Below are 26,047 nucleotides of genomic sequence, written 5' to 3'. Positions count from 1 at the left end.
AGGAGACCACTCCATGTCCGCGCGCATCACCTTACACAGCCTGCAGACCGCCCCGGAAGCCGCACGTCCGTTCCTCGAGAACGCGCAGAAGAACGCTGGCTTCATCCCCAACCTGCTGGGCGTCCTGGCCAATGCCCCGGCCGCGCTGGAAACCTACGTCACTGTCTCGGCGCTCAATGGCAAGTCGGAACTGAGCCTGGCCGAGCGCGAAGTGGTGCAGCTGATCGCCGCCACCCAGCACGGTTGTGACTTCTGCGTCGCCGGCCACACCGCCGTGGCGTTGAACAAGGCCAAGCTGCCCCAGGCGGTGGTCGATGCCCTGCGTGCCCGCGGCGAGCTGCCCGATGCTCGCTACGAGACCCTGGCCGCGTTTGCCCGCGAAGTGATCGCCACCCGCGGCAATGTCAGCGACGCCACCTATCAAGCCTTCCGCGACGCAGGCTTCAGCGAGGGCAACGCCCTGGAAGTGATTCTCGGTGTCAGTCTCGCTACCCTGTGCAACTTTGCTAATGTGTTCGCCCAGACGCCGCTCAACGACGAGCTGAGCAAGTACCGCTGGCAGCCTTCGGCCTGATCGAGGCTTGGTGCCGGCGCGTCCGGCGTTTCAACAGGAGTAGGGACATGCTTGATCACGCATTTGGCCAATGGCTGGACGCCAATGCCGAAGCCATCGACCAGGGCCAGTGCGATCCGCACCAGGTGCTGGCGCACATCGCCGAGTCGCAACTGCTGCGCGTCGGCATCGACCCGGCCCTGGGCGGCTCGGGTGGCCAGGTCAGCGACGCGGTCGAGGCCATCGCCGCCATCGCCAGCCGCTCGCTGGCCGCGGCCTTCGTCTGCTGGGGCCAGCGCGCCTTCATCGAATACCTGCTGCACAGCCCCAACCAGGCGCTGCGCGAGCGGCTGCTGCCCGAGCTGCTCAAGGGCGAGCTGGCGGGCGCCACCGGGTTGTCCAACGCCATGAAGTACCTGTCCGGCATCGAGGCCTTGCAGGTCCGTGGCCAGCCCCAGGGCGATGGCTGGCACCTCGAAGGCCGCCTGCACTGGGTGACCAACCTGCGCAAGAGCGGTTTCGTGGTGGCGGCGGCCATCGAGGATGACGCCGGTGGCGCGCCGTTCGTGCTGGCCATCCCCTCCACGGCCCAGGGCCTGGAGCGCTCCGACGACTTGCAACTGATGGGCCTGCAGTCGAGCAATACCGCGGCGCTGGCCTTCCACCAGGTAGCGCTGGGCCGCGACTGGCTGCTGCACGACAATGCCCGCGAGTTCCTGCCCAAGGTGCGCCCGGCGTTCCTCGCCCTGCAGTGCGGCATGGCCATCGGCCTGGCCCGGCGTGCCCTGGATGAAGTACAGGCGCACCTGCAAGGCCGCGGTTCGTTCCTCGAAGAGGCGCGCCAGGTACTGCTGCAGCGCCTGCAGAATACCGTCGGCGAGCTCAAGCAGGGCCTGCTCGACGGTCGCTTCCTCGGCCAGCCGGCGGCCTTGTTCAAGCTGCGCATCACCCTTGCCGAAAGCGCCGCCGATGCCGTGCAGCTGGAGTTGCAGGCCAGCGGTGGCAAGGCCTACCTGAGCGCCTACGGCGAGGGGTTCGCCCGGCGCTGGCGCGAGTCGGCGTTCGTGCCGATCGTCACCCCGAGCCTGGTGCAACTGCGCGCCGAGCTGCAACGCCAGGCGGCCGCTGCATGAGCGAGGTGTTGCTCGAGGCCCGCGACATCAGCCTGGGCTACCCGCGCGAGGGCGGCTGGCAGGCGGTGCTGGAGCAGTTCGACCTGAGCCTGGCGCCGGGCGAGGTGGTGACCATCCTCGGCCCCAGCGGGGTCGGCAAGTCCAGCCTGCTGCGTGTGCTGGCCGGCCTGCAGCCGCCCCGTGGCGGGCGCGTCAGCCTGCACGGCGAGGCGCTGCAAGGCCCGCACCCGCGCCTGGCGGTGGCGTTCCAGGACCCCAGCCTGCTGCCCTGGCTGAGCCTGGAAAAGAACGTCGCGTTCGGCCTGGACTTCGCGCGCCAGCCGAAGCTGCCGGCCGCCGAACGGCGGGCGCGGATCGACCACGCCATCGACGCGGTGGGCCTGGCCTACGCCCGCGGCCAGTATCCGGCGCAGCTCTCCGGCGGCATGGCCCAGCGCACCGCGCTGGCCCGCTGCCTGGCACGCCAGCCCGAGGTGTTGCTGCTCGACGAACCGTTCGGCGCGCTGGACGAGGTGACCCGGGCCGACATGCAGCAATTGCTGTTGCAGTTGATCGCCACCCACAACACCGCCGCCGTGCTGATCACCCACGATATCGACGAAGCCTTGCTGCTGTCCGATCGCGTGCTGCTACTGGGCAACCACCCGGCGCGCACCCTTGGCCAGTGGCACATCGACCTGCCGCAACCCCGCGAGCAACGGGTCGAGGAGCTGGGCGCGCTGCGTATCGAGATTCTCAAGACCCTTCGGCGGGCAAGCCGCACAGCCGAACCCACCCCATCCCCCTTGCCCTCGGAGGCTGTCCATGTGCATGGATGACTGCTGCTCGACCCCCTCGCGTCGCGACTTTCTCAAGCTGAGCGCCATGCTCACCGCCGCCGGCGCGCTACCGTTGCTGTCCAGCCTGCAGGCGCGCGCCGCCGCCGAGCCGGACGCGCCGGTGCGCATCGGCTACCTGCCGATCACCGACGCCACGCCCTTGCTGGTGGCGCACAACAATGGCCTGTTCGAGGCCGAGGGCATCAAGGCCGAGCGCCCAGTGCTGCTGCGCAGCTGGGCCCAGGTGATCGAGGCGTTCATCTCCGGCCAGGTCAACGTCATCCACCTGCTGTCGCCAATGACCGTGTGGGCGCGCTATGGCAGCAAGGTGCCGGCCAAGGTGGTGGCTTGGAACCATGTCGGCGGCTCGGGCCTGACCGTGGCGCCGGACATCAGCGATATGCAGCAACTCGGCGGCAAGACCGTGGCCATCCCGTTCTGGTACTCGATCCACAACGTGGTGCTGCAGCAGATGCTCAACGACAACGGCCTCAAGCCGGTGTCCAAACCCGCCAGCGCACAGTTGGCCGACAACGAAGTCAACCTGCTGGTGCTGCCGCCCTCGGACATGCCGCCGGCCCTGGCCAGCAAGCGCATCGCCGGCTACATCGTCGCCGAGCCGTTCAATGCCCTGGCCGAGAACCTCAAGGTTGGCCGTGTGCAGCGCTTCACCGGTGATGTCTGGCGCAACCATGCCTGTTGCGTGGTGTTCATGCACGAGCACGACCTGAACAACCGCCCGGAGTGGTCGCAGAAGGTGGTCAACGCCATCGTCAAGGCCCAGCAGTGGACCCGCGAGCACCGTGCCGAGGCTGCCGCGCTGCTGTCCAAGGCTGGCCCCAACAAGTACACCCCGCACGAGCCGGCGGTGCTGGCCAAGGTCCTGGCGCCGTCCGCCGAGGACCGCGCCGGCTACATCGCCAGCGGGGCGATCCAGCACCAGCAGTGGGATGAAAAGCGCATCGACTTCCAGCCGTACCCGTTCCCCAGCTACACCGAGGAGCTGGTCAAGCGCCTGAAGAACACCCTGATCGAGGGCGAGAGCGGTTTTCTCGCCAGCCTGGACCCGGCGCAAACGGCCCGCGACCTGGTCGACGAGCGCTTCGTGCGCAAGGCCATCGAGGCGGTGGGTGGCCCGGCGGCGTTCGGCATCGCCGAGAACTTCCAGCGTAGCGAGGAGTTCGCGGTCTGATGCGTGGGCATGTCGTGCATGGCGCCCTGGGCCTGGTCGGCCTGGCGGTGTTGCTGGTGTTGTGGTGGGCTGGCGTTCAGGTGTTTGGCGCGGCCGATGGCTTGTCGGCGCGCTTCTCGCCCCAGGCCACGTTGACCAGTTTGTTGGAGTTGCTGGGCCAGGGCGAGGTGTACGGGCATATCTGGGTGAGCCTCAAGCGCATCCTGATTGGCCTGTTGCTGGCGTTGTTGATCGGTGTGCCGCTGGGCCTGCTGGTGGGCAGCTACCGTCACCTGGAAGCGGCGACCACGCCGGCGTTCCAGTTCCTGCGGATGATCTCGCCGCTGTCGTGGATGCCGGTGGTGGTGATGCTGATGGGCGTGGGCGACCAGCCGATCTACTTCCTGCTGGCGTTCGCCGCATTGTGGCCGATCCTGCTCAACACGGCCGCTGGGGTGCGTCAGCTCGACCCACGCTGGTTGCAGTTGTCGCGCAGCCTCAGCGCCACGCGCTGGGAGACCCTGTGCAAAGTGATCGTGCCGGGGGTGATCGGCCATGTGCTGACCGGGGTGCGCCTGGCCATCGGCATCCTGTGGATCGTGCTGGTGCCGTGCGAGATGCTCGGGGTCAGCGCGGGGCTGGGGTATTTCATCCTTGATACCCGCGACCGCCTGGCGTATTCCGAGCTGATGGCCATGGTGCTGCTGATCGGGGTGCTGGGCTTCATGCTCGATGCCCTGGCCCGTGGGCTGCATCGGCGTTGGGTGCATGCCTAGAGGCTGTGTATACAGCCTCTTCGCCAGCAAGGCTGGCGCCTACAGGCCGAGGTAGGTCTCGGGCACTCTAGGCGCCGGCCTTGCCGGCGAACAGCGACGGCCGTCAATGCCGGGTAAGACGCTGCCTTGCGCAGGCCTGGGCTTGTTCCGCCAGGGCGTCCAGGCGCTCATCGCGCAACTGTTCCGCTTCCATCATCGCTTCGTCGCCATGCTGCTTGAGCAGGTAGGCGTGGATCTGCATGACCTCGACCGTCTGGTAGATCGGCGCGATGTCCAACCGGCCAATCAATGCGCCGCTGGCCTGCCCGGTGCTGCTCATCAGCACCTGCGGGCCGGCGCTGGCGACCACCTGCAGGCCCATGGCCTCGAACCACGGCACCTGCGCCGGGAAGGCGCTGAGCTCGACACAGGCATAGCGCCCGCGCAGGTCATCCAGCAGGCCGCGGGCGACGCCTTGCCGGCGATGGCCGGCGTCCACCGCCAGAAACGCCAAAGCGCAGGCCTGCGGGTCGTCCTGGGCCGGCAATGCCAGGGCGAAACCGAGCAACTGCTCCGGGGCCTCGGCATCCAGGGCCAGGATCAGCTCGACCGCCAGGCCGCGGGTGCCGTCCAGGGCCATCAGGTACTGGTGCACCTCCAGGCCCACACCGTACTGGTACAGCGGGTAGAGCGGGTTGTCCGGGCTGATGGCGACACTGCTGAGCTGGCCGACATGGTCGATCACCAGCTGGCGGATCTGGTTCTGGAAGGACTCGGGCGGCACGCCGTCGAGGCGGCGGAGGATGAACATCGCGGGTAGGGCTCCGGGTGCTGCGTGTGGGGCACCTATTCTACCCGCTATCTGGCTTCGCCGAGCACCCGCCAGCTACAGACCTGTCAGCATCAGCTCAAGGTTCTGCACCGCTGCCCCCGAGGCCCCCTTGCCGAGGTTGTCGAACACCGCGGTGAGCAGCACCTGCCCATGCTCAGGGTTGGCATACAGCGCCAGGCGCAGGTCATTGCTGTGGTTCAGCGCCTGCGGGTCGAGCGCTGGCGCCGGGCCTTGCCGATGCAGCGCCAGCACCTGCACATGGCGCGCGCCCTGGTAGTGCTGTTCCAGGCAGGCGTGCAGCTGCTCGGCGCTGACCCCCGGCAGCAGGCGCAGTTGCAGCGGGATGCTCAACACGATGCCCTGGCGGTAGTCGCCATAGCCTGGCACGAACAGCGGCCGCGCGCTGAGCCCGGCATGCTGCTGGATCTCCGGCACATGTTTGTGGGCCAGATCCAGGCCATACAGCTGCAGGGCCGGCAGGTAGTCGTCGCGGCGTTGTTCATGGCGCTCGACCGCTGCCCGGCCGCCGCCGGAATAGCCGGAGATGGCATGGATGCTCAGCGGGTAGTCCGCTGGCAGCAGCCCGGCCGTGACCAACGGCCGTAGCAGGGCAATGGCGCCGGTGGGGTAGCAGCCGGGGTTGCTGACCCGGGTGGCGCGGGCGATGCGCTCGGCCTGTTGCGCGTCCAGCTCTGGCAGGCCATACACCCAGCCTGGTGTGGTGCGGTGGGCGGAGCTGGCGTCGATCACCCGTACCGCCGGGTTGTGAATCGTCGCCACCGCATCGCGGGCGGCGTCGTCCGGCAGGCACAGCACGGCGATGTCGGCGCTGTTGATCGCCTCGGCGCGACGTGCCGGGTCCTTGCGCTCGGCCGCGGGCAGGGTGAGCAGGCGCAGGTCCTGGCGGCCGTGCAGGCGGGCGTGGATCTGCAGGCCGGTGGTGCCTTGGTCGCCGTCGATGAAAACGAGGGGCTGGTGCATGAAGGGGTGTCCATCAGCAAGGAAATGATGCCGCCATCCTCACCGGCCTTGGGCAGAAAGAAAATTTGAATATCATGACCACCCTGTTCAGAATTCCTGAACATGGGCTTGCGTTGTGCACGCCCGTAGGTGCCAGCCTTGCTGGCGAACGCGCCCCTTGCCAGCAGTACCCCACGCCCATGCGAGAAATCAGCCTAGACCGCCTGCGCACCCTGGTGATGATCGCCGACAACGGCTCCTTCGCCGACGCTGCCCGCCAGCTCAGCCTGGCGCCGCCGACCATCAGCCTGCACATCGCCGAGCTGGAGGCACGCATCGGTGCCCCGTTGCTCAGCCGCACCCGCGGCCAGGTGCGCCCCACGGCAATCGGCGAAACCCTGCTGGCCCGCGCCCGGCGCTTGCTGGCCGATGCCGACCAGGCCCTGGACGAGGTCCGTCGCCAGGTCCAGGGCCTGACCGGGCGTGTGCGCCTGGGGGCCTCCACCGGCGCCATCGCCCATTTGTTGCCCCAGGCCCTGGACGCCTTGCGCGGCGAGCATCCGGGCATCGATGTCGAGGTCCAGGTGCTGACCTCCCAGGCCTCGCTTGCGCGCTTGCGCGAAGGCAGCCTGGATATCGGCCTGGTGGCATTGCCACAGGAGGCGGGCAAGGGGCTGCAGGTCACGCCGTGGCGCCGCGATCCGATCATGGCCTACGTCCCCGCCGACTGGCGGCCGCCGGCGCGGGTCACGCCGGCCTGGCTGGCGGGGCGGGCGCTGATCCTCAACGACAGCACCACCCAACTGTCGCGCGTGACCGCGCAGTGGTTCGCGGCGGCGGGCCTGTACCCTGAAGCGCGTATCGAGCTGAACTACAACGATGCGATCAAGAGCCTGGTGGCGGCGGGATACGGGGCGACGTTGCTGCCGCAGGAGGGCGAGGGCGCGCAGCATGACCGGCGCATCGTCCGGCGCCCCCTGCGCCCCGGGATGTGGCGTCAGTTGGGCATTGCCTGTCGCCAAGGCGAGCCTGAGCGCGCCACGGGGCATGTGTTGCAGGCCCTGGCACGATTACGCCAGTAACCGGCCAGGCCGGCTCAACGGCGACAGGCCTGTCGAGAAGCGCCCACGCACCGGTCGATGTGGGGCTATGCTCCTTGCTGCGCCGGCACGCAGGCCGGCGCATTTTCCCGCCGTCAGGTTGTTTCCCAGGAGAACGCGCCATGAAATCCATGACACTGCTAGTGATCGCTTCGGTGCTCAGCGTTGCCGCCCATGCCGAAGACAGCGCCCAGACCAACTGCGATGCGAAAATCGCCGAGCTGGAGAACATACTCAAGACCGATGGTCCGGGTTTGCATGGCGGCATGGCCCACGACTACAAGGAACACCTCAAGGCTGCCAAGGCCGCCCGGGACAACGGTGACATGGGCAAGTGCCAGACCTCGGCCGAGCAGGCCAAGACCATCTACAACAAGGCGCGGGGCAAGTAGCGGTTGCAGGCGCGGCCTGGTGCCGCGAAAGGGCCACGATGGGCTGTGTGACATCAACGGCTGGGGCTGCGATGCAGCCCTTTCGCGACACCAGGCCGCGCCTGCAGGCCTCGCATCTGTCTTGGGCGCATGATCGCGCTGGTGTAAGCTCGCCCGGTCCTTTGCACGAGACCGCCCCATGCCTGCGTCCAGCCCACGCCTCGACAGCCTGCTCACCGGCAGTGCCCGGCCCTTTACCCGCCCAGGTTCGCATAGCGCCATCGACAAACAGCCCCGCCAGGATCGCTTGCAGGTGACCTTCCTCGGCCTGGCCGGCGACGAACAGGGCGACCTGCGCGTGCACGGCGGCGTCGACAAAGCGATCCACCACTACCCCCGCGACCATTACCCCGTCTGGGCCGCCGAACTCGGCGCGCACCCGCTGCTGGAGCAGCCAGGCGCCTTCGGCGAGAACTTCAGCAGCAGCGGCTGGTGCGAGACGGATGTCTGCCTGGGCGACCGCATCCGGGTCGGCACGGCGTTGCTGGAAATCTCCCAGGGGCGCATGCCGTGCTGGAAGCTCAACGACCGTTTCGACCTGGCGCAGATGGCCTTGCGGGTGCAGCAGAGCGGGCGCACCGGCTGGTACTACCGGGTGCTCGAGCAAGGCGCGGTGGCGGCGGGCGATACCCTGGAACTGGTCGAGCGGCCCCATGCCCAGTGGTCGGTGGCGCGGCTGTCGGCGGTGCTGTTCGACAAGCGCCTGGAGCCTGGGTTGTTGCGCGAATGCCTGGCCCTGCCGCTGGTGCCGAACTGGCGTCGAACCCTGGAAAAGCGCCTGGAGCAGCGCGAAGTCGAGGACTGGACATCGCGCCTGCAAGGCCGCAGCGAAGGCTGACGGCTTCACTTTCACACGACAAGGAGCGCCCATGGCCTTCGAGCTGGACGACCGCCTGGTGATTGGCGTGGCCTCGAGCGCGGTGTTCGACCTCAGCGAGTCGGATGCGGTGTTCCGCCGCGACGGCGAGGCGCAGTACCGCAAGTACCAAGAGCAGCACCTGGACGTGCCGTTGGGCAAGGGCATCGCCTATCCCTTCATCAAGCGCCTGCTGGCGCTGAACGACCTGCGCGAGGACCCTGAGGACCCGCTGGTGGAAGTGGTGCTGCTGTCGCAGAACGATCCGGACACCGGCATGCGGGTGATGAAGACCATCGGCCATTACGGCCTGAACATGACCCGGGCGATCTTCACCCAGGGCCGCTCACCCTACGAATACATCCCGGCACTGAACATCGCCCTGTTCCTGTCCGCCGACAAGCAGCACGTCGAGGCGGCGATCAAGGCCGGCTACCCGGCCGGCCAGGTGCTCGATTCGCAGTTCGACGATGACGAGCGCGACGATAACCTGCGCATCGCCTTCGACTTCGATGGCGTGCTGGCCGGGGATGAGTCGGAGGCGGTGATGCAATCGGGTGGGCTGGGCAGTTTCCATGCCCATGAGGTGATCAACGTCGCCCAGCCACACAACCCCGGGCCGCTGAAGGAGTTCTTCGTGCGCATCGCGCGGATCCAGGCGGCGGAGGAGCAGTACAAGCTCGAACACCCCGGCTACGAAAATCGCCTGCGGGTGTCGATCGTCACCGCGCGCAACGCGCCGTCCCACGAGCGCGCGCTCAATACCCTGAAGAGCTGGGGGGTGATGGCCAACGATGCGTTCTTCCTCGGTGGCATCGAAAAGCGCCGGGTGCTGCAGGTGCTCAAGCCGCACATCTTTTTCGACGACCAGTCCGGGCACCTGAAGAGCACCCGTACGGTGGCGCCATCGGTGCATATCCCGTTCGGCGTGGGTAACCGCCCGGCTTGAACCTGTTCGCGAAGCTTGCGCCGGCGCGATCGAGGTAGGAGCCGGCCTTGCCGGCGAACACCGGCACAGCCGGTACCAGCAGTTGCGGGTCAGAACCAGCGGTCGTTACGCTTGCGCCCTCGGGTCAGCGCCGGCAGGATCAGCCCGGCCAGCAGCCCGGCACCGGCGATGCTGCCGCCATAGACCATGTAGCGCATCATCACCTGCTTGTTCTCGTCGCCCAGGCGCGCCTGGGTGTCGCGCAACGTCGACTGGCTTTGCTCGAGCTGTTCGTTCAGGGCCTTGTTGCGGGCCTCCAGCTCGTCGATCAGCGCCTTGCGCGAATCCAGGGTCTCCTGCATGCCCTGCACGCGGTTCTTCCAGCTGTCGTCGATGGTCTTGAGCTGGCCGGACAGCTCGGCCACCTGGGCGTCGAGCTGCGGCAGCCGCTCGTTCTGGCCGGGCACGGCCTGCAAGTCGCTGCTGAGGATCCACACCAGGTCGCCGCTTTGGCCACGCACCTGGCTGTAGTTGCCCTGGCTGGTCACCAGCGTCACCTTCTGCCCCGACTTGAGCGTGCCGACGATACGATGGCCGTCGGTGGGGCCGCTGCGCACGTAGGTGCTCAGGCTGTCGCTGACCCAGCGTGTATCGCTGGCCGGTTCCTCGGCATGGGCCGGGGCGGCGAGGGCGATCAGGGCGGCGATCAGGCCGCCGCGCAGGGCGGTGAGGGCAGGGGAGGCTGGCTGGTTGTCTGGCATGCTGGTCTTCGCTGAAACAGGACGAATGAAGGCCCGATGGCTGGGCCGCTGATCCGGTCGGGTGGATTGACCGTCAGCGAAAGACCGTTTTTTTTGAGGCAGGTTCACCGCTTGGGGCGGGAATTGTCTGCAGGATGGTGCAAAGGCTAGTGGCGAATTACTGGCGAATCAGCGGGGGGATGGCACCGGTTTTGCCGCTGTTCGCCGGCAAGGCCGGCTCCTGCACAGGATCGCTGTAGGAGCCAGCCTTGCTGGCGAAGCGGGCGCTACGAAGGGGTCAGGTCACCACCTGGTAACACGGCACATACGCCGCGCCACCCGGCAACTTCATGCGGTGCTGGTCGACGAACGCCTGCAACAGCCGCCCTAGCGGGTCGAGAATTGCTGCGTCACCGCGGATCTGGTACGGCCCGTGTTCCTCGATCAGGCGGATGCCCTTGTCCTTGACGTTGCCGGCGACGATCCCGGAAAACGCCCGGCGCAGGTTGGCCGCCAGTTCATGGGGCGGCAGGTCGCGATGCAGGGCCAGGTCGGCCATGTTCTGGTGGGTCGGGTCGAACGGGTGCTGGAAGCCACCGTCGATCTTCAGCAGCCAGTTGAAGTGGAAGGCGTCGTTGCGCTCGCGGCGGAACTGCTTGACCGCCTTGAGCCCCTCGACCATCTGCCGGGCCACTTCGGCCGGATCGTCGATGATGATCTGGTAGTGCCGCTGGGCCGCCTCGCCCAGGGTCGCGCCGACGAAGGCATGCAGTTGCAGCAGGAACGGCTCGGCGCTGCGTGGCCCGGTAAGGATCACCGGGAACGGCAGGTCCTGGTTGTCCGGGTGCATGAGGATGCCCAGCAGGTAGAGGAACTCCTCGGCCGTGCCGGCGCCGCCGGGGAAAATGATGATGCCGTGGCCGACGCGGACGAAGGCCTCCAGGCGCTTCTCGATGTCCGGCAGGATCACCAGCTCGTTGACGATCGGGTTGGGCGCCTCGGCGGCGATGATGCCCGGCTCGGTCAGGCCCAGGTAGCGGCTGCCGTGCATGCGCTGCTTGGCGTGGGCGATGGTGGCGCCCTTCATCGGGCCCTTCATCACCCCCGGCCCGCAGCCGGTGCAGACGTCCAGCTTGCGCAGGCCCAGTTCGTGGCCGACCTTCTTGGTGTACTGGTATTCCTCGCTGCTGATCGAGTGGCCGCCCCAGCACACGACCATTTTCGGCTCGACGCCGGGGCGCAGGGTGCGGGCGTTGCGCAGCAGGTGGAAGACGTAGTCGGTGATGCCCTGGGAGCTGTCCAGGTCGATGCGCTGGCTGGCCAGCTCGCTCTCGGTGTAGACGATGTCGCGCAGGGCGCTGAACAGCATCTCGCGGGTGCTGGCGATCATCTCGCCATCGACGAAGGCATCGGCCGGGGCGTTGAGCAGTTCCAGGCGCACGCCGCGGTCCTGTTGGTGGATACGCACCTCGAAGTCCTGGTAGGCCTCGAGGATGGTCTTGGCGTTGTCGACATGGGCGCCGGTGTTGAGGATGGCCAGGGCGCACTGGCGGAACAGGGTGTAGAGGCTGCCGGTACCGACTTCACTCAGTTGCTGGACTTCACGTTGCGACAGCGTCTCCAGGCTGCCCTTGGGGCTGACGGAGGCGTTGATGACATTGCGTTGGGGCATCTGGTCTTTCCTGTGCGGGTAAAACATCCTTCTTGGACAACACCATACAAGCAAACGTGCGTGGCAACGAGGGGGCGGGTGAAAAACCTTGGCGGCGAGGGGCGGCGCGAATAATCCCCCTGGGGAGGGGGCTGTCAATAGCACAGTTGAGCGACTGTGCCGCAGGCCCGGCGGTGGTAGGTTTGCCAATAGCCTGGCCTGTCGCGGTTGTGGCAGGTCAAGCCAATGCCTGTGCTCCTGTCAGATCATTGAAAGGATTTCCAACATGAAAAACTCCATGACTGCCCTGGCCGTATCCGCAGCGCTGACCTTCAGCGTCACGGTCGCGAACGCTTCCGTGCATCCGGCCCCGATCACCGCGCCGCAACCCGCCCATCAGGTTACCGCCTCGCTTGCGACGCCCTTCGCCAGCGCGCAACCCGCCCAGCAAGTTCAGCTGGCCAGCCTCGCCAGAAACTGCTCCGATGAACGCTATTCCTGGTGGGAATACAGCGGTTGGGAAATCGTTGGCTGCCTGGTCAGCGGCCAGTGGTGACTGTCCACATGGGCCTGGCGCGTGACAAACGCGCCAGGCCTGGGGCCTGCATGATCGCGCGGCATCGGTGTGACGGGGTTGGCGATCAGGCGACCTGGAACACGTGGCGCAGGTAGGCCACGAAATTCTCGTCCCGGCACTGGGTCTTGCCTGGGCTGTCGGAGATCTTCGCTACCGGCGCGCCGTTGCAGGCGGTCATCTTGATCACGATGTTCATCGGCGTGACGCCGGGGATATCGCAGGTGAGGTGGGTGCCGATGCCGAAGCTGACCTGGATCCTGCCGTTCAGCGCACGGTACAGCTCGAGCATCTTCTGGAAATTCAGCCCATCGGAGAAGATCAGCGTCTTGCCCTTCGGGTCGATCCCCAGCCGCTGGTAGTGGGCGATGGCCTTCTCGGCCCAGGCCAGCGGCTCGCCCGAGTCGTGGCGCAGGCCATCGAAGAGCTTGGCAAAGTACAGGTCGAAGTCCTTCATGAAGGCCTCCATGCCGATGCAGTCGGTCAGGGCGATACCCAGCTGGCCACGGTACTCACGCACCCAGCACTCCAGCGCGGCGGCCTGGCTGTCGAGCAGCCGTGGGCCGAGTTGCTGGTGGGCCATGAACCATTCGTGGGCCATGGTGCCGATTGGCTTGACCTGGTATTCGCGGGCCAGGTGAACGTTGCTGGTGCCGACGAAGCGGCCTGGGAAGTCGCGCTTGAGGATGTGCACCACCTCTTCCTGCACCCGGTACGAGAAGCGCCGGCGGGTACCGAAGTCGGCCAGTTGCAGGCCGGCCAGTTCGTCGTCGCTGGCCTGCGCCCTGAGCCAGTCGAGCTTCTGGTACAGGCGCTCGCCGACCTGTTCGATCACCACCTCGCGATAACGGTAGCGGTTGCGCACCTCGCTGATGATCGCCAGCAGCGGGATCTCGAACAGGATCACATGCAGCCATGGGCCGCGGATGCGGATCGCCAGTTGCCCGGCATCGTCCAGGCCCACCTGCACGTAGCGCAGGTTGAAGCGGAACAGGCTGAGGAAGCGGATGAAGTCCGGCTTGATGAACGGAATCTTCTCCAGGTAGGCCAGCTGGTCGTGGGTCAGCGAGACATCGGCCAACTGTTCGACCTGGTAGCGGATTTCGGCCAGGTAGGGCGCCAGGTCCTCGTTGTTGCGGCAGCGAAACTCCCATTCCACCTCGGCGTTGGGGTAGTTGTGCAGCACCGCCTGCATCATGGTGATCTTGTAGAAGTCGGTGTCCAGCAGGTTCTGGATGATCCGTGGGCCGAAAACGCTGTCGCTCATGGGCGTTGCTCCTTGAGTCGTTCCTTGAGTTGCGCCAGTTGGCGGTCCAGGGCCTGTTCATCGGCGCACAGGTGGATGCCGGCGGCGGCCATCTGAGCGCAGGCCTGCTCGGCGCCCTCGGCGCTCAGCGCGCGGCAGGCCGGCAGGTACAACAGCACCTCGAACCCGGCGCGGCGCAGTTGCAGGGCCGTGGTGCGCACGCAGTAGTCCAGGGCCAGGCCGCCGACGATGATCGCCTGTGCCTGTTGCACCTTGAGGTATTCGATGACGCCGGTGGAGCGGCGTTCGCCCAGGTCGTGGTAGCAGGCTCCGTAGGGGTGCAGGTCGGGTTCGACGCCTTTCCACACGAAGTAGTCGTAGTCGATGGGGGCGGGCAGGTCGGGCAGCAGCTCGAAGCCCGGGGTGCCAGGGACGCAATGGCTGACCCAGGTCAGGTCGGCGTTGGCCAGGGCCAGCGGTTGCAGCATTTGCCCGGCGTCGGCCACTACCCAGGCGGCGTTGGCCGGGTGGGCGTCCTTGCTGCCCAGGCGCAGCGAGCCGCGCTGGGCCATGGCGTTGAGGGCCGGGGCGATCTGCTCGCCGCCGGGCACCGGCAGTTCGTGGGGCGCGTTGGCGGTGAAGCCGTTTTGGGCGTCGACATCGAAGCTGGCGATTTTCATCTGGCATCTCTCCCTGGCTGGACTGGAAATATAATCCACCTGGTAAATTAAGTATGTCAAGGGACCTTTTCTGATGGATTTAATCCTTGATCTATTTAATCGCTCTGGTGGAATATGGCGGCGCCTCGGAATGGAGTGAGTGTGTGAGCAGTGCAGAAGTCCTGGCCAGCGTGGATATCGTCGCGTTGCGCCTGTCCCCGCAAACCCAGCGCCTGCAGGTGTTGCTGCACCTGCGCGAGCGCGAACCGCATGCCGGGCAGTGGGCCTTGCCGGGGGTGATCGTCAATGGCCGTACCCCGGACAACAGCCTGGATGCCGCCGCCGCGCGGGCCTTGGCGGAAAAGGCGCGGGTGGTGCCGCGGCATCTGGAGCAAGTCGGCACCGAGGGCAATGCCTTTCGCGACCCGCGGGGCTGGTCGTTGAGCACCTACTACCTGGCGCTGCTCGATCCCGATGGGGAGGTCGATGGGACGCAGCTGGCCTTCGTCGAGCTGGACGAGCTGTTGACACGCAAGCGGCTGTTGCCGTTCGACCATCGCCTGCTGGTCGAGCGCGCTTGTGAGCGTTTGGCGGCCAAGACCGTGTACAGCAACCTGCCGCTGTACCTGGTGCCGACGCGCTTTACCGTGCTGGATGCCCTGGCCGCGGTGCAGGCGTGCCTGGGGCAGGCGGTCAACGGCACCTCGCTGCGCAAACGCCTGGAGCGCATGAAAGCGGCGGGCTGGGTGGAGGACACCGGGCAGAAGCATCAGCCCCGGCTGGGGCGGCCCCAGCAGTTGTACCGCCATACGCCGCAGGGCGCGGGGGCGTTCATGTTCGACCGTAGTTTGTTGGCGGGCGGCTAGGGCGCCGTCACTAACCCGGCGCCTATGCTGTTTTCGACCTGCCTGGCCGGTAGGCGCCAGCTTGCTGGCGAAGCAGGCGGCGCGGTAGATGGCACCGGCTGCGCCGGTGTTCGCCGGCAAGGCCGGCTCCTACACGGATTGCGACCTGCCTGGCCGGTAGTAGCCAGCCTTGCTGGCGAAGCGGACGACGCGCAGGCTGGCGCTCATGGGCGCGTCGTCTAGGCGACAGAAGATCCTTGCAGCTATCCTTGCACCATGACCAGCCAACCCCCGCTACGCCACCCATGCCCGCCAGGCGCCTGTGACTGCGGGCGCGAACGCCTGGCCGAAGGCCCGCAGCGGCGCATCCTGCTGCTCACCCGCGAGGAAGAAAAGCGCCTGGTCGCCCGCCTGGAAAACCTCAAGGACCTCGACGACCTGTACCACCTGCAAGCGCGCCTCTACGCACAGCTGGGCATCCGCGTGCGCATCAGCCCCGGCCTCAACGAAGTGCGCACCATGCGCGGCATCGCCATCGAGCTGGAGGCGCAGCCGGGCCTGTGCCGCAAGACCCGCCAGGCAATCCCGGCCGCCATCCGTCGCGGCCTCGAGCGTAACCCGCAGGTGGCCTTCCGCCTGCTCGATGCCCACGACCTGCTGCGCGACGCCTGAACCTCAGCGCATCGCCGCCAGCTTGATACCAAAGCCCACCAGGCAGACCCCGGCCAAGCGCTCGAGGGCATGCGCCACCCGTGGGCTGGCACGCATGCGTTCGGCCAGGTGGTGGGTGAGCAGCACGGCCACCAGCCCGTAGAGCAGGGTCAGCCCGGCCACGGTCAGGGCCATGAAGGCGAAGGTCAGCATGCCCTGGTGGCGCACCGGGTCGATGAACAGCGGGAAGAAGGCCATGTAGAACATGATCGCCTTGGGGTTGAGCAGGGTGATCATCATGGTCTGGCGCAGGTAGCGGCCGCTGGCCATGCCGCTGTCGCGTGGCGCCGCGCCGGGCTTGCTCAGGACCATGCGCAGGCCGAGCCAGGCCAGGTAGGCCGCGCCGGCCCATTGCACCACGTGGAAGGCGGCCGGGTAGGCGCCCAGCAGCGCGGCGACGCCGGCCACCGCCAGCCACATCAGCACCTGGTCGCCGAGGATCACCCCGCAGGTGGCGGCCAGGCCCCCTTTGATGCCGCCCTTGCCGGTGGCGGTGATCAGGGCGAAGTTGCCGGGGCCGGGGATTGCCAGGAGGATGAGGAACGCGATCACGAAAGCGCCGTAGTCGGTCACGCCGAGCATGGGGAGTCTCCTGGAGGGTGGGGGCAGAGAGGGATATATGCCATCATCCGCGGCACTTGCAAAGTGGCAAGGCACAAGGAGGTGGACATGGCGTTTTGCGCGGATGAGCGGGCCCAGTTGCTGGCGGTCAAGGGCGTGGGCCCGACCGTGGTGCAACGCCTGGAGCAGTTGGGGTTCGACTCGCTGGCGCAGTTGGCCGAGGCCGATGCCCTGCAGATCGTCGCTGCGGCGGCGAGCCTGGTGGGCAGCAGTTGCTGGAAGAACAGCCCGCAGGCCCGGGCGGCGATCCAGGCGGCCATCGCCCGGGCGCGTGAGTCGACCCGCGCGCCTGGCTAATTTTCCCTGGTTGCTGTTCGTTCCCTTGAAAGCCGCCCTGCGCCAGGCGCGTTCGGCCCTCATCATCAAGGAGACAGGCAATGACTTCCGTTTTCGACCGCGACGACATCCAGTTCCAAGTAGTGGTCAACCATGAAGAGCAGTATTCGATCTGGCCGGACTACAAGGCCATTCCCAACGGCTGGCGCGCGGTGGGCAAGAGCGGCCTGAAGAAGGACTGCCTGGCCTACATCGACGAGGTGTGGACCGACATGCGTCCGCTGAGTCTGCGCCAGCAGATGGCGGCCTCGGCCCAGTGACTGCGGCCACGTTGAACCTGCTGTGCCTGCCGTATTCCGGCGCCAGTGCCATGGTCTACAGCCGCTGGCGGCGCAAGCTGCCAGCCTGGCTGCAGGTGCGTCCGCTGGAGTTGCCTGGGCGCGGTGCGCGCATGGCCGAGCCCTTGCACACCGACCTGCAGGCGTTGGCCCGGCAGCTGGCAGCCGAGCAGCGGCTGGCGACTCAGGCGCCTTATGCGTTGCTTGGGCATAGCCTGGGGGCGCTGGTGGCGTTCGAGTTGGCCCACGAGCTACGTGCGTTGGGCTGCCCGGCGCCGGTGGCGTTGTTTGCCTGTGGCACTGCCGCGCCCACCCGCCGCGAGGATTACGACAGCCCGCGCTGGAGCGAGCCGCGCGGCGATGCCGAGCTGATCGCCGAGCTGCGCAAGCTGGGCGGGACGCCGGAGGAGGTTCTGGACAACGAAGAGTTGATGAGTTTGACCTTGCCGATCATGCAGGCTGACTTTCTGCTCTGCGGGCGTTATGCCTATCGGCAGCGGACGCCTTTGAGTTGTGCGCTGCATGTGCTTGCTGGCGAGGACGATCGGGCCAGTGACGAGCAGTTGCAGGCGTGGGGGCGGGAGACGGTGGGTGAGTATGCGCTGGCCAAGTTTCCTGGGGGGCATTTCTTCATTCATGAGCATGAGGATCGGGTGCTCGAGGCGCTCAGTCGCACTTTGGAGCCGCTGCGGCTTTCTGCTTGAGTCTTGCTCTTGCTCAAGAACAAGTTAGGTAGCAGCGGATGACTGCATCGGGCGCGCTGCTGCGTCGCGCGAGACCGCGTCTCGATTGACGCCAGCCCCCTCCTGGGTAAGGCTAACGCTCCTTCCCCAAGGCAATGAGACCGCCCATGCTGATCGATCCCCGCCAGGCCACGCTGCTGGTCGTCGACATCCAGGAAAAACTCATCGGCGCCATGCGCGACCCCGAGGGCACCGCCGCCCGCGCCCGCTGGCTGCTGGCCGCAACCACCGAGCTGCAACTGCCCACCGTCATCTCCGAGCAGTACCCCAAAGGCCTCGGCCACACCCTGGCCGCGCTCAAGGCCGCCGCGCCCACCGCCGAAATCGTCGAAAAACTGCACTTCTCCTGCGTTGCCGCCCAATGCCTGCCAGCCAGCCTGCTGGCCCGCGAGCAGGTGATCGTCTGCGGCATGGAAACCCACGTCTGCGTGCTGCAGACCGTGCTCGGCCTGCTCGCCCTGGGCAAGCAGGTGTTCGTGGTCGAGGATGCCTGCGACAGCCGTACCGCCGCCAGCAAGGCCGCAGGCCTGGCGCGCATGCGCGATGCCGGCGCCCAGGTAGTGACCCGCGAGATGGTGCTGTTCGAGCTGCTGGGCAGCGCCAGCCACCCATTGTTCCGCCACATCAGCAAAACCTACCTGGTCGGGGAGCAACCCTGAACGGCCGCCTGCTGGCCGCCGGGCTGCTGGGGCTGGGGCTGCTACAGGGCTGTGCCGGGCGCCATGAAGCGACGCAGCAGAGCGACCCGGCCAAGGTCCGTGCCCAACTGCTTCGCCTGCTACCGGCCCAGGTCAAGGATCGTGAAGGCTGGGCCACGGATATCCAGGTGGCGTTCCAGGCCCAGGGCCTGGCCCCGAGCAAGAGCAACCTGTGCGCGGTGCTGGCAGTGACCGAACAGGAGTCGACCTTCAACGCCGACCCCCAGGTGCCTAACCTTGGCCGCATCGCCCGCGCGGAAATCGACCGCCGCGCGGCGCGCCTGCATATTCCGAAACTGCTGGTGGACGGCGCCCTGCAAACCCCCTCGAGCAACGGCAAGAGCTACCAGCAACGGCTGCAGGCGGTACGCAGCGAGAAGCAGCTCAGTGCCCTGTACGACGAGGTGATCGGCCGCCTGCCGCTGGGCCGCACGCTGCTGGGCGGGCTCAACCCGGTGCACACGGGCGGGCCGATGCAGGTGAGCATCGACTTTGCCGAGCAGCACACCAAGGGCTACCCCTACGACTACCAGGGGACGGTGCGCCAGGAGGTGTTCAGCCGCCGTGGCGGCCTGTACTTCGGCATCGCCCACCTGCTGGGCTACCCCGCCCATTACCAACGCCAGCTGTACCGCTTCGCCGATTTCAACGCCGGTTGGTACGCCAGCCGCAACGCCGCGTTCCAGGCCGCGCTGAGCCGGGTGAGCGGCGCGTCGCTGGCGCTCGATGGCGACCTGATCGCCCCGGGCGCGATCATGCCCGGCACCACCGAACGGGCCGCGCGCACGCTCGGGCCGCAGTTGCGGCTGCGCAATCCGCAGATCCGCGCGCAGTTGGAACAGGAGGGCAGCCTGGGGCTGGAGCAGACCGCGCTGTATCGCGGCGTGTTCGCCCTGGCCGAGGCCAAGGCCGGCAAGGCGCTGCCGCGCGCGGTATTGCCGGGCATCGAGCTGAAGAGCCCGAAGATCACCCGCAAGCTGACCACGGCGTGGTTTGCCGGCAGGGTGGATGAGCGCTATCAGCGCTGCATGAAGCGTTGAGGGGCATGCCGGGGGGGGGCTGAAAGGGCGCGACCCCACGCCGCCTGGCTCGCCAGCAAGGCTGGCTCCTACCGCAGGTTGAGGCCTGCGCGTACCCTGTTGGCGAACGAGCCGCGCAGCCGCTCAGCCCTGAAGGGCCTGGATCACCTGCTCGACGCTGGCCTTGAGCCCGGCCACGGTATCCTCCGGGTCGCTCTCCAGCACCAGCAGCTTGGCCCCCGCCGCGGCGATCACCGCGGCGACCTTGGCCGGCGGCTGGCGATGGTGCAGCACCAGCGCCACGTCCTGGCCCTTGAGGTTGGCGCCCAGCGCATCGAGCGCTGCCTGGTCCCACTGCTCGTCGGCCAGCAATGGCTGCTCGACCACATCCAGGTTGAGCCCGCTGGCCAGGTAGCCCAGGCGCTCGGACAGGCTCACCACGCTCAGGTTGTCGACCTCGGCCAACTGGCCCTGGCTGCTGGCGGTCAACTCCAGCATCTGGCGCTTGAGCCCGGCCAGGTTGGCCTGGATCCTGGCCTTGTCCGCCGGTGCCAGGCGCTCGAGGTCGTTGGCCACGACATCGGCCATGCGCCCGAGGTTGCTCGGGTTCAGCCAGGGGTAGCTGGCGAAGGCCTCCTCGCCCCTGACCGCGATCCCCGGCAGGGCACCGTCCACCGGGCGCGCGGCGTCGATCTCGACAATGCGGATATTGCTGCGGCGGGCCATGGGGTACAGCGGGTCGTCGCGCCAGATCGAGCGCACGCCGATCACCGCGTCGGCCTGGCTGGCCACCTTGTGCAGGCTGGCGCCGCCACGGCCGCTGAAGTACGAAGGCTGACGGCTGGCCGGCAGGTTGGCCGGGGCGGCGCGCTCAAGCTGCACCGAGGTGCCGGCCAGCAGGGCGCTGGCCAGGCTGTGGGTCACCGGCAGGGTGGTCAGCACCTGGGTGGCGTTGGCCAGTAGCGGCAGGCCGCTCAGGGCCAGGGCGAGGGTGAGCTGGTTCAGGGTCATGCCGGGTTTCCTTGCAGGCGGGGGACGAGGGCGCGGGCCAGGGCGGCGAGGGCGAAGCAGATCCCGGCGACCAGGATGATCGCCGCGCCCGAGGGCACCGGCAGGTCGAAGACGATCGGCAAGAGGATGCCGACCAGGGTGCTCAGGGTGGCGATGGCCACCGAGACGAAGAAAAAGCCCTTCAGCGACTGGCTGACCAGCCGCGCCGCCGCCGCCGGGATCACCAGCAGGGCGCCGACCAGGATCGCCCCGATCACCTTCACCGAGGCCACGGTGACCAAGGTCACCAGCACCACGAACAGGTAGTCCAGGGTCTTCACCGCCACCCCGCGCACCGCCGCCAGCTGCGGGTTGAAGCTGGCCAGCATGATGCGGTTGTACAGCGGCAGGGCCAGGGCCAGCACCAGCACCGCGACGATGCCCAGCACCAGCAGGTCCTGGGCGCTGACGGTGAGCACCGAGCCGAACAGCACATTCTCGAGGATGTGCACGTTGATCTTGCCGGCCAGCATCAGCAGCAAACTGGCGCCCAGTGCCAGGGATACCGAGAGGAACACGCCGATCAGGGTGTCCGGCGACAGGCCGGTGCGGTTGCGCAGGAAATTGAGCAGGATGCCGAACAGCAGGCAGTAGCCGAACAGGCTGCCGTAGGGGCCGGTGTAGGGCTCGCCGAGCAGGATGCCGATGGCCACGCCGGTGAGTGCGGCATGGCCGACCGCCTCGGAGAAGAAGGCAAAGCGCTTGACCACCACCAGGGTGCCCAGGCCGCCCAGCACCGGGCCGATCATCAAGCCGGCGAGCAGGGCGTTGACCACGAACCCATAGGCCAGCGCCTCCGGCAGGTAGCCGGTGCTGGCCAGGTCCTGGACCAGCTGGCGGAAGCTTTCGAAACTCATCGGGCAAGGCCCTCGCTGCGCGGGTGAACGGAAAACAGCCCAAGCAGGCGCTCGGGGGTCAGGGCTTCGGCGGGCGGGGCATCGAACAGCACCTGGCGGCTCAGCCCGGTGACCCGGTCGGCCAGGCGCAGCACCGCTTCGAGGTCGTGCTCGATCCATAGCACGGTGGTGCCGGCCTGGCGCCAGCCGCGCAGCAGTTGCTCGAACACCTGGATGCCGGCCTCGTCGAGGGCCGACATCGGCTCGTCCAGCACCAGCAACTGCGGCTCGGGGACCAGCCCCTGGGCCAGCAGCACACGCTGGCGCTCGCCGCCGGACAGCGCGCCCATGCGCCGCTTGCGCTTGTCGAGCATGCCCACCTGGGCCAAGGCCGCCTCGATGAGCGGCCGTACCTGCCGCGACAGACCGAGGAACGCCGGGCGGCGCTGGCACATGGCGGCCATGAAGTCGTCGACCGTCATCGGCAGGCCGCGGTCGAACTCCAGGGCCTGGGGCACATAGCCGATCACCTCGCGCTCGCCCGGCCAGTGCAAGGTCAGTTGGCCCTGGTGCGGCATCTGCCCGAGCAGGGTCTTGATCAGCGAGCTCTTGCCGCCGCCGTTGGGGCCGACGATGGCGTGCACACTGCCGGGGGCGACGTCGAAGCGCACGTTTTGCAGAATGCGCGTACGGCCCAGGGTGAGGTCGATGCCGTCGAACGCGATGCGCGGCCCGTGGGCCACGGCGAGGTTGGCGGCGGCGGTCACGCGCGGTTCTCCTGGATGGCCTGGACCACGGTGTCGAGGTTGCGCTGCATTTCCACCTCGTACTTGTCCTTGGTGTATTCGCCGTAGGAGATATGGGTCAGCGGGTAGATGCGCACGCCGGATTCCCGGTGGATGGTGTCGACGTAGGCCGAAGGGAAGTCCATCTCCGAGAAGATCACCTTCACATCCAGTGCCTTGAGCTGGTCGATGGTCTTCTTCAGTTGCGCAGGGCTCGGCTCGATGCCGTGGGCCGGTTCCACCACCGCGGTCACCTCCAGGCCGAAGTCGCGCACCAGGTAGTCGTAGGCGGCGTGGATGGTGGCCACGCGGAAGGTCGCGTCCGGCGCCTGGGTGACCTTGGCCAGCGCCTCGGCACGCAGCGCGCGCAGGCGCTTGGCGTAGGCGCGGGCGTTGCGCTGGTAGAACGTGGCATTGTCCGGGTCGAGCTTGCCCAGCTCGCGGGCGATGTTGTTGACCTGGGCGATGGTGGCGCTGATCGACAGGAAGGTGTGGGGGTTGACCACCTTGCCGGCGCCGCGGGCGGCGATGCCGGTGGCCGCCAGCAGCGGCACGTTGGCGTTGGCTTCGATGGTCTTGATCGCCGGCTTTTCGCTGGCGGCGATCATGCGGTCGGCGAAGTCGTCGTGGCCCACGCCGTTGAGCACGATCACATCCAGGGTGCCGATGCGCTTGATGTCCTCGGCGCGCGGCTCGTAGGCATGGGGGTTGAAGCCGGCGGGAATCAGCGGCACCACCTCGGCCTTGTCGCCGACGATGTTGCTCACGTAGCTGTAGTAGGGGTGCAGGGTAATGCCGATGCGCAGCGGCTTGCCGTTGTCGGCGACCGCCAGGGCGGGCAGGGTGGCGACCAGAAGCAGCGCCAGGGCGCGGGCGAAGCGGAACATGGGCGGGTCCTTCGGTTCAGTGGCGGTGTTGGCGGGTGACCCCGGCATCGAAGTGGCTGACGACCTGTTGCCAGCCGGCGGCGACCAGCGCCTCGGCGCCCAGGTCGTCCGGGGCCTGCGTGCTGCTGTCGCGGCGCAGCCAGAGATCAGGCTGGGCGTCGCCGTCCTGGGGCATTATCAGCAGGAAGCTGCCGGCCACCTGGGCGTCCTGGCTGCGGCCCAGGTAGGCGCCGTTGGCCAGCCGCGACCACTGGTGGCCGCCGCGGCGCTGGCTGCTGGCGTCGCTGACGAAGGGCGGCAGGCCTTCCTCGGCCAGGGCCGCGGCCTCGGGCGCGGCGCCGTTGTCCTCGCTCAGCAGGCGGATCTCGTCGACCGCCACCCACAGGTCGGTATGGATACCCTGTTCGGCGGCGTTGAGGTCGCGGCGGGCGTCGAGCTGGTGGGCGGCGAGGGTCGGCGTGTCCTCGCGCTCGCCGCGCAGGCTCACCACGCTGGCCGCCAGCAGCACGATCAGCGCGGCGGCCAGCAGCACGTAGAGGGTTTCATGCCCGGCGCCGGCCGGGCGCACCCGCTGGGCGCGGCTCATGGCGCACCGATGTCGGCGTGGTCGACTTCCACCACGTGGCCGGGGCCGGCGTCGAACAGCACGTAGAACTCACCGTCCGGGCGCTTGAAAGTCAGGGTCGAGTCGTCGCCGAGCTTGCTGGCCAGCAGCACCTGCTCGTCGTAGCCGATCACGTCCAGGGTTACCCCGGGCGCGCCGCTGCCGTCGGAGAAGCCGCCCTTGCAGGTGACCTGCTCGCCGGCCTCGGTGCATTCGCACATCGGGTTGTGCGCCAGCGCCGGGGTGGTGGCCAGGGCCAAGAGGGGCAGGGCGAGCCTGCGCAGCGACTGTTTCATTTCTTGCCTCCTTGTTTCTTGAGCCAGGCCACCGTGGCTGGTGATGCATCGGCCAGCGCCACGGATGCCTGGTGCATGCTGCCGTCCCAGCCTTCGAGGGTGATCCAGACGCGGGCGTCGGGTTGCGTGCGCGGCGGAATCGGCAGTGAAGTGCCCATGCGATAGGGCGTGCCGAAGAAGATGGTGCCGGCCGCGCGCAGGCTGCGGGGCTTGCCGATGCGCAGGTACAGCGCCTTGACCTTGTCCTGGCAGCCGCTGCACAGCGCGGCGTTGAACTGCTTGAAGTGGCCGGCAGGGCCATCGGCGCGCGGGGCCTCGTCGCGCATTTCGGCCAGGTCGATGCTGTACGGCCCTACCGGGATGGCGCTGATCAAATGGGCGCCAAGGCCGCTGTCGCCACGGAACAGCCGGGCCTCGGCGAAGTAGCGCGGCATGAAGCCCAGCGGAATCAGCAGCAACAGGATGTTCAGGTGAAAGCGCCACTTCAGCCATAGCTGCCGGGCACGGCTCTGTGGGGCGAGGGTTGCTTGGCTCATGGGTTGGCCTCCACCACGGGGCGGGATGTCTGCGCGCGCGGCTGGCGCTCGCTGCGCTTGAGTGCGGCAGCGGTGGCCTGGGCGGTGCGTTTGCTCCAGATCAGCAAGCCGCTGAGTACCATCAAGGTCAGCACCAGGCCGAAGAAGGCCCAGATCAGCTTGATCGCCAGGCCACCGAAATCGCCGGTGTGCAAGGGGCGCATCGACTCGGTGACGAACTCCAGCGCGGAGCGGTCGGCCAGCAGGAACTGGCTGTCGACCACGCGGGTATAGGGGTTGACTTCGGCGGTCTGGAACATCAACGGGTACCAGCCACGCCCGCCCATGCGCACATGGCTGTAGGCGGTGCCGGGCAGCGAGATGAAGCTGATGTCCAGGCCCGGGATTGCCGTGGTGGCGATCAGTGCGGCCTGGTCCAGGTCGATGCGCGGGGCGGGGCCGCCGTCGACGCCGGCGGGCACCTGTTCGCGGGCGATCACCGGCACCACCGGTTCGCTGGACAGGGTCACGTGGTTGTCGGCGAGGATCGCCTGGATCAGGAACCAGGTACCGGTGATCGAGATCACCGCGATGAACCAGATCGACCACAGCCCGGCCAGGCGGTGCAGGTCGCCCCAGAAGATCCGCGGGCCGTGCTGGCGGCGCGGGAGCTTGAAGAAGCCGCGCCAGAATTTCTTGTACACCACCAGGCCGGTGACCAGCGAGGCCAGCATTGGCAGGCCGAGCAGCGACACCAGGTACCAACCCCAGCTATAGCCGTTGCTGAACGGGACCAGCCACCAGCCATGCAAGGCGCGGGTGAAGGCTTCGAAGTTGAAGTCCGCCGCCTTGCCCTGGATGGCCCCGGTGAAGGGGTTGACGTAGAGCGTCGGCGCGGTGCCGTCGGGGAAGGTGACGCTGGCGTTGAGGGCGAAGTGCGAGCCATCCGGTTGCGACAGGGTGCGTACCACCATCTGCGGCTCGGCCTTGTGCAGGGCGTCGACGATCTGCTGGTAGCTCAGGCGTTCGGCCTTGCCGTCGGGGTTGCTGGCGCGCACGTCGGGGTTGGCCAGCCACACCAGTTCCTGGCTGACCACGGCCAAGGTGCCGGTGAAGCAGACAATGAGCACGAAGAACCAGATCGGCAGTGCCAGCCAGCTATGGACCAGGAACCACAGCCTGGATTTCGATTGCTTTGCCATGTGAGGTAACCCATCGGAAGCGAGAAGGCGCGCAGACGCACAGCGTGATTGCGCCGTTTGCTAAATAAGACGAATGAGAATCGAAAACCTGCTCGAGCAAATGAAAGAAAATGTTTCAAGAGCTGCGCCCCGGTCGTTCGCCAGCCGTTAATTTTCCCCGCGTGTCATCCGTTTTCTGTGGATACCAGGCGCCCCGCGCGCCTTGCTCGATCAC

At 67.5% G+C, this 26,047-nt stretch carries 32 protein-coding genes; 17 read left to right on the top strand and 15 right to left on the bottom strand.

All coding sequences use genetic code 11. The annotated features are described in order from the left end of the window. The first annotated feature begins 13 nt into the window (after positions 1-13). From NJG22_RS08130 to NJG22_RS08110, 5 genes are read left to right on the top strand one after another with little or no spacing between them, the layout of a single operon-like run. A complete protein-coding gene (locus tag NJG22_RS08130) occupies positions 14-574 on the top strand; it encodes a carboxymuconolactone decarboxylase family protein (protein ID WP_217848337.1) in 561 nt (186 codons plus the stop codon). A 47-nt stretch (positions 575-621) separates the two neighbouring features. After that, positions 622-1,686 (top strand): acyl-CoA dehydrogenase family protein, encoded by a 1,065-nt coding sequence (locus NJG22_RS08125; RefSeq protein ID WP_253093560.1) that lies wholly within the window; start codon positions 622-624, stop codon positions 1,684-1,686. Beyond that, complete coding sequence (locus NJG22_RS08120; RefSeq protein ID WP_253093559.1) at positions 1,683-2,504, top strand: ABC transporter ATP-binding protein; 822 nt, start codon at positions 1,683-1,685, stop codon at positions 2,502-2,504. The genes NJG22_RS08125 and NJG22_RS08120 overlap by 4 nt, the downstream gene beginning before the upstream one ends. Then, the gene (locus NJG22_RS08115) at positions 2,491-3,696 is read left to right on the top strand and encodes an ABC transporter substrate-binding protein (RefSeq protein ID WP_253093558.1); all 1,206 of its coding nucleotides are present in this window, start codon (positions 2,491-2,493) and stop codon (positions 3,694-3,696) included. The genes NJG22_RS08120 and NJG22_RS08115 overlap by 14 nt, the downstream gene beginning before the upstream one ends. Beyond that, complete coding sequence (locus NJG22_RS08110) at positions 3,696-4,451, top strand: ABC transporter permease (RefSeq protein WP_253093557.1); 756 nt, start codon at positions 3,696-3,698, stop codon at positions 4,449-4,451. Before NJG22_RS08115 ends, NJG22_RS08110 begins: the two co-directional genes overlap by 1 nt. Positions 4,452-4,554: 103 nt before the next feature. Here NJG22_RS08110 and NJG22_RS08105 read toward each other — a convergent pair whose 3' ends face one another. Continuing rightward, positions 4,555-5,241, bottom strand: a complete 687-nt coding sequence (locus NJG22_RS08105; protein WP_253093556.1) for a GNAT family N-acetyltransferase — start codon at positions 5,239-5,241, stop codon at positions 4,555-4,557. Positions 5,242-5,316: 75 nt separating this feature from the next. Then, a complete protein-coding gene (argC, locus tag NJG22_RS08100; protein WP_253093555.1) occupies positions 5,317-6,243 on the bottom strand; it encodes an N-acetyl-gamma-glutamyl-phosphate reductase in 927 nt (308 codons plus the stop codon). A gap of 179 nt (positions 6,244-6,422) precedes the next feature. On the opposite strand from argC, the gene NJG22_RS08095 reads away from it, so the two are divergent. From NJG22_RS08095 to NJG22_RS08080, 4 genes are all read left to right on the top strand, one after another. Beyond that, entirely contained in the window at positions 6,423-7,304 is an 882-nt protein-coding gene (locus NJG22_RS08095) for a LysR family transcriptional regulator (RefSeq protein ID WP_253093554.1), read from the top strand. Between the two features lie 140 nt (positions 7,305-7,444). Then, entirely contained in the window at positions 7,445-7,714 is a 270-nt protein-coding gene (locus tag NJG22_RS08090) for a hypothetical protein (RefSeq protein ID WP_253093553.1), read from the top strand. A gap of 178 nt (positions 7,715-7,892) precedes the next feature. After that, positions 7,893-8,591, top strand: coding sequence for an MOSC domain-containing protein (locus NJG22_RS08085; protein WP_253093552.1), 699 nt, complete (start codon positions 7,893-7,895; stop codon positions 8,589-8,591). A 31-nt stretch (positions 8,592-8,622) separates the two neighbouring features. Then, a complete protein-coding gene (locus NJG22_RS08080) occupies positions 8,623-9,558 on the top strand; it encodes a 5'-nucleotidase (RefSeq protein WP_253093551.1) in 936 nt (311 codons plus the stop codon). An 89-nt stretch (positions 9,559-9,647) separates the two neighbouring features. Here the strand turns inward: NJG22_RS08080 and NJG22_RS08075 are convergent, their stop codons facing one another. Further along, positions 9,648-10,298, bottom strand: a complete 651-nt coding sequence (locus NJG22_RS08075; RefSeq protein ID WP_253093550.1) for a TIGR04211 family SH3 domain-containing protein — start codon at positions 10,296-10,298, stop codon at positions 9,648-9,650. A gap of 277 nt (positions 10,299-10,575) precedes the next feature. After that, entirely contained in the window at positions 10,576-11,949 is a 1,374-nt protein-coding gene (ppnN, locus tag NJG22_RS08070) for a nucleotide 5'-monophosphate nucleosidase PpnN (protein ID WP_253093549.1), read from the bottom strand. 265 nt (positions 11,950-12,214) lie between these two features. Between ppnN and NJG22_RS08065 the strand changes: the two genes are divergently transcribed. Next, positions 12,215-12,484 carry a hypothetical protein gene (locus tag NJG22_RS08065; protein WP_253093548.1) on the top strand — a complete coding sequence of 90 codons (270 nt, stop codon included), beginning with the start codon at positions 12,215-12,217 and terminating at the stop codon, positions 12,482-12,484. Between the two features lie 85 nt (positions 12,485-12,569). Here the strand turns inward: NJG22_RS08065 and pncB are convergent, their stop codons facing one another. Further along, positions 12,570-13,769: a nicotinate phosphoribosyltransferase gene (gene pncB, locus NJG22_RS08060; protein ID WP_253093547.1), complete on the bottom strand. Its 1,200-nt coding sequence runs from the start codon at positions 13,767-13,769 to the stop codon at positions 12,570-12,572. Further along, positions 13,766-14,428 (bottom strand): nicotinamidase, encoded by a 663-nt coding sequence (locus tag NJG22_RS08055; protein ID WP_253093546.1) that lies wholly within the window; start codon positions 14,426-14,428, stop codon positions 13,766-13,768. Before NJG22_RS08055 ends, pncB begins: the two co-directional genes overlap by 4 nt. Positions 14,429-14,571: 143 nt before the next feature. On the opposite strand from NJG22_RS08055, the gene NJG22_RS08050 reads away from it, so the two are divergent. After that, positions 14,572-15,273 carry an NUDIX domain-containing protein gene (locus NJG22_RS08050; protein ID WP_253093545.1) on the top strand — a complete coding sequence of 234 codons (702 nt, stop codon included), beginning with the start codon at positions 14,572-14,574 and terminating at the stop codon, positions 15,271-15,273. A 255-nt stretch (positions 15,274-15,528) separates the two neighbouring features. Further along, complete coding sequence (locus NJG22_RS08045; RefSeq protein WP_253093544.1) at positions 15,529-15,924, top strand: hypothetical protein; 396 nt, start codon at positions 15,529-15,531, stop codon at positions 15,922-15,924. A 3-nt stretch (positions 15,925-15,927) separates the two neighbouring features. On the opposite strand, the gene NJG22_RS08040 is transcribed toward NJG22_RS08045, so the two are convergent. Further along, on the bottom strand, positions 15,928-16,545 hold the full coding sequence (locus NJG22_RS08040) for a LysE family transporter (protein ID WP_253093543.1): 618 nt from the start codon (positions 16,543-16,545) through the stop codon (positions 15,928-15,930). A gap of 87 nt (positions 16,546-16,632) precedes the next feature. Here NJG22_RS08040 and NJG22_RS08035 point away from each other — a divergent pair, with 87 nt between their 5' ends. The 5 genes from NJG22_RS08035 to NJG22_RS08015 all read left to right on the top strand — a co-directional run bounded on the left by NJG22_RS08035 (position 16,633) and on the right by NJG22_RS08015 (position 19,679). Then, positions 16,633-16,881: a helix-hairpin-helix domain-containing protein gene (locus NJG22_RS08035; protein WP_134693883.1), complete on the top strand. Its 249-nt coding sequence runs from the start codon at positions 16,633-16,635 to the stop codon at positions 16,879-16,881. 80 nt (positions 16,882-16,961) lie between these two features. Beyond that, entirely contained in the window at positions 16,962-17,180 is a 219-nt protein-coding gene (locus NJG22_RS08030) for an MbtH family protein (RefSeq protein WP_253093542.1), read from the top strand. Continuing rightward, positions 17,177-17,902 carry an alpha/beta fold hydrolase gene (locus NJG22_RS08025; RefSeq protein ID WP_366518789.1) on the top strand — a complete coding sequence of 242 codons (726 nt, stop codon included), beginning with the start codon at positions 17,177-17,179 and terminating at the stop codon, positions 17,900-17,902. Before NJG22_RS08030 ends, NJG22_RS08025 begins: the two co-directional genes overlap by 4 nt. 146 nt (positions 17,903-18,048) lie before the next feature. Then, on the top strand, positions 18,049-18,600 hold the full coding sequence (locus tag NJG22_RS08020) for an isochorismatase family protein (protein WP_253093541.1): 552 nt from the start codon (positions 18,049-18,051) through the stop codon (positions 18,598-18,600). A 26-nt stretch (positions 18,601-18,626) separates the two neighbouring features. Then, the gene (locus NJG22_RS08015) at positions 18,627-19,679 is read left to right on the top strand and encodes a DUF1615 domain-containing protein (RefSeq protein WP_253093660.1); all 1,053 of its coding nucleotides are present in this window, start codon (positions 18,627-18,629) and stop codon (positions 19,677-19,679) included. 123 nt (positions 19,680-19,802) lie between these two features. Here the strand turns inward: NJG22_RS08015 and NJG22_RS08010 are convergent, their stop codons facing one another. Genes NJG22_RS08010 through NJG22_RS07975 form a run of 8 tightly spaced genes read right to left on the bottom strand, consistent with a single transcriptional unit; the run spans position 19,803 to position 25,833 of the window. Further along, positions 19,803-20,669, bottom strand: a complete 867-nt coding sequence (locus NJG22_RS08010) for a zinc ABC transporter substrate-binding protein (RefSeq protein WP_253093540.1) — start codon at positions 20,667-20,669, stop codon at positions 19,803-19,805. Further along, on the bottom strand, positions 20,666-21,565 hold the full coding sequence (locus NJG22_RS08005) for a metal ABC transporter permease (protein WP_253093539.1): 900 nt from the start codon (positions 21,563-21,565) through the stop codon (positions 20,666-20,668). The genes NJG22_RS08010 and NJG22_RS08005 overlap by 4 nt, the downstream gene beginning before the upstream one ends. Continuing rightward, positions 21,562-22,311: a metal ABC transporter ATP-binding protein gene (locus NJG22_RS08000; protein WP_253093538.1), complete on the bottom strand. Its 750-nt coding sequence runs from the start codon at positions 22,309-22,311 to the stop codon at positions 21,562-21,564. The genes NJG22_RS08005 and NJG22_RS08000 overlap by 4 nt, the downstream gene beginning before the upstream one ends. Beyond that, positions 22,308-23,216, bottom strand: coding sequence for a metal ABC transporter substrate-binding protein (locus tag NJG22_RS07995; protein WP_253093537.1), 909 nt, complete (start codon positions 23,214-23,216; stop codon positions 22,308-22,310). Before NJG22_RS07995 ends, NJG22_RS08000 begins: the two co-directional genes overlap by 4 nt. Positions 23,217-23,232: 16 nt before the next feature. Beyond that, a complete protein-coding gene (locus tag NJG22_RS07990) occupies positions 23,233-23,802 on the bottom strand; it encodes a DUF6162 family protein (protein WP_253093536.1) in 570 nt (189 codons plus the stop codon). Further along, on the bottom strand, positions 23,799-24,116 hold the full coding sequence (locus tag NJG22_RS07985; RefSeq protein ID WP_253093535.1) for a hypothetical protein: 318 nt from the start codon (positions 24,114-24,116) through the stop codon (positions 23,799-23,801). Before NJG22_RS07985 ends, NJG22_RS07990 begins: the two co-directional genes overlap by 4 nt. Further along, positions 24,113-24,652: a thiamine pyrophosphate-binding protein gene (locus NJG22_RS07980; protein ID WP_253093534.1), complete on the bottom strand. Its 540-nt coding sequence runs from the start codon at positions 24,650-24,652 to the stop codon at positions 24,113-24,115. Before NJG22_RS07980 ends, NJG22_RS07985 begins: the two co-directional genes overlap by 4 nt. After that, positions 24,649-25,833 (bottom strand): PepSY domain-containing protein, encoded by a 1,185-nt coding sequence (locus NJG22_RS07975; protein ID WP_253093533.1) that lies wholly within the window; start codon positions 25,831-25,833, stop codon positions 24,649-24,651. The genes NJG22_RS07980 and NJG22_RS07975 overlap by 4 nt, the downstream gene beginning before the upstream one ends. Between the last annotated feature and the right edge of the window lie 214 nt (positions 25,834-26,047).

Source organism: Pseudomonas sp. VA159-2, assembly GCF_024126635.1.
Taxonomy (GTDB): Bacteria; Pseudomonadota; Gammaproteobacteria; order Pseudomonadales; family Pseudomonadaceae; genus Aquipseudomonas; species Aquipseudomonas muyukensis.
This window is presented reverse-complemented; position numbering and strand designations above follow the sequence as displayed.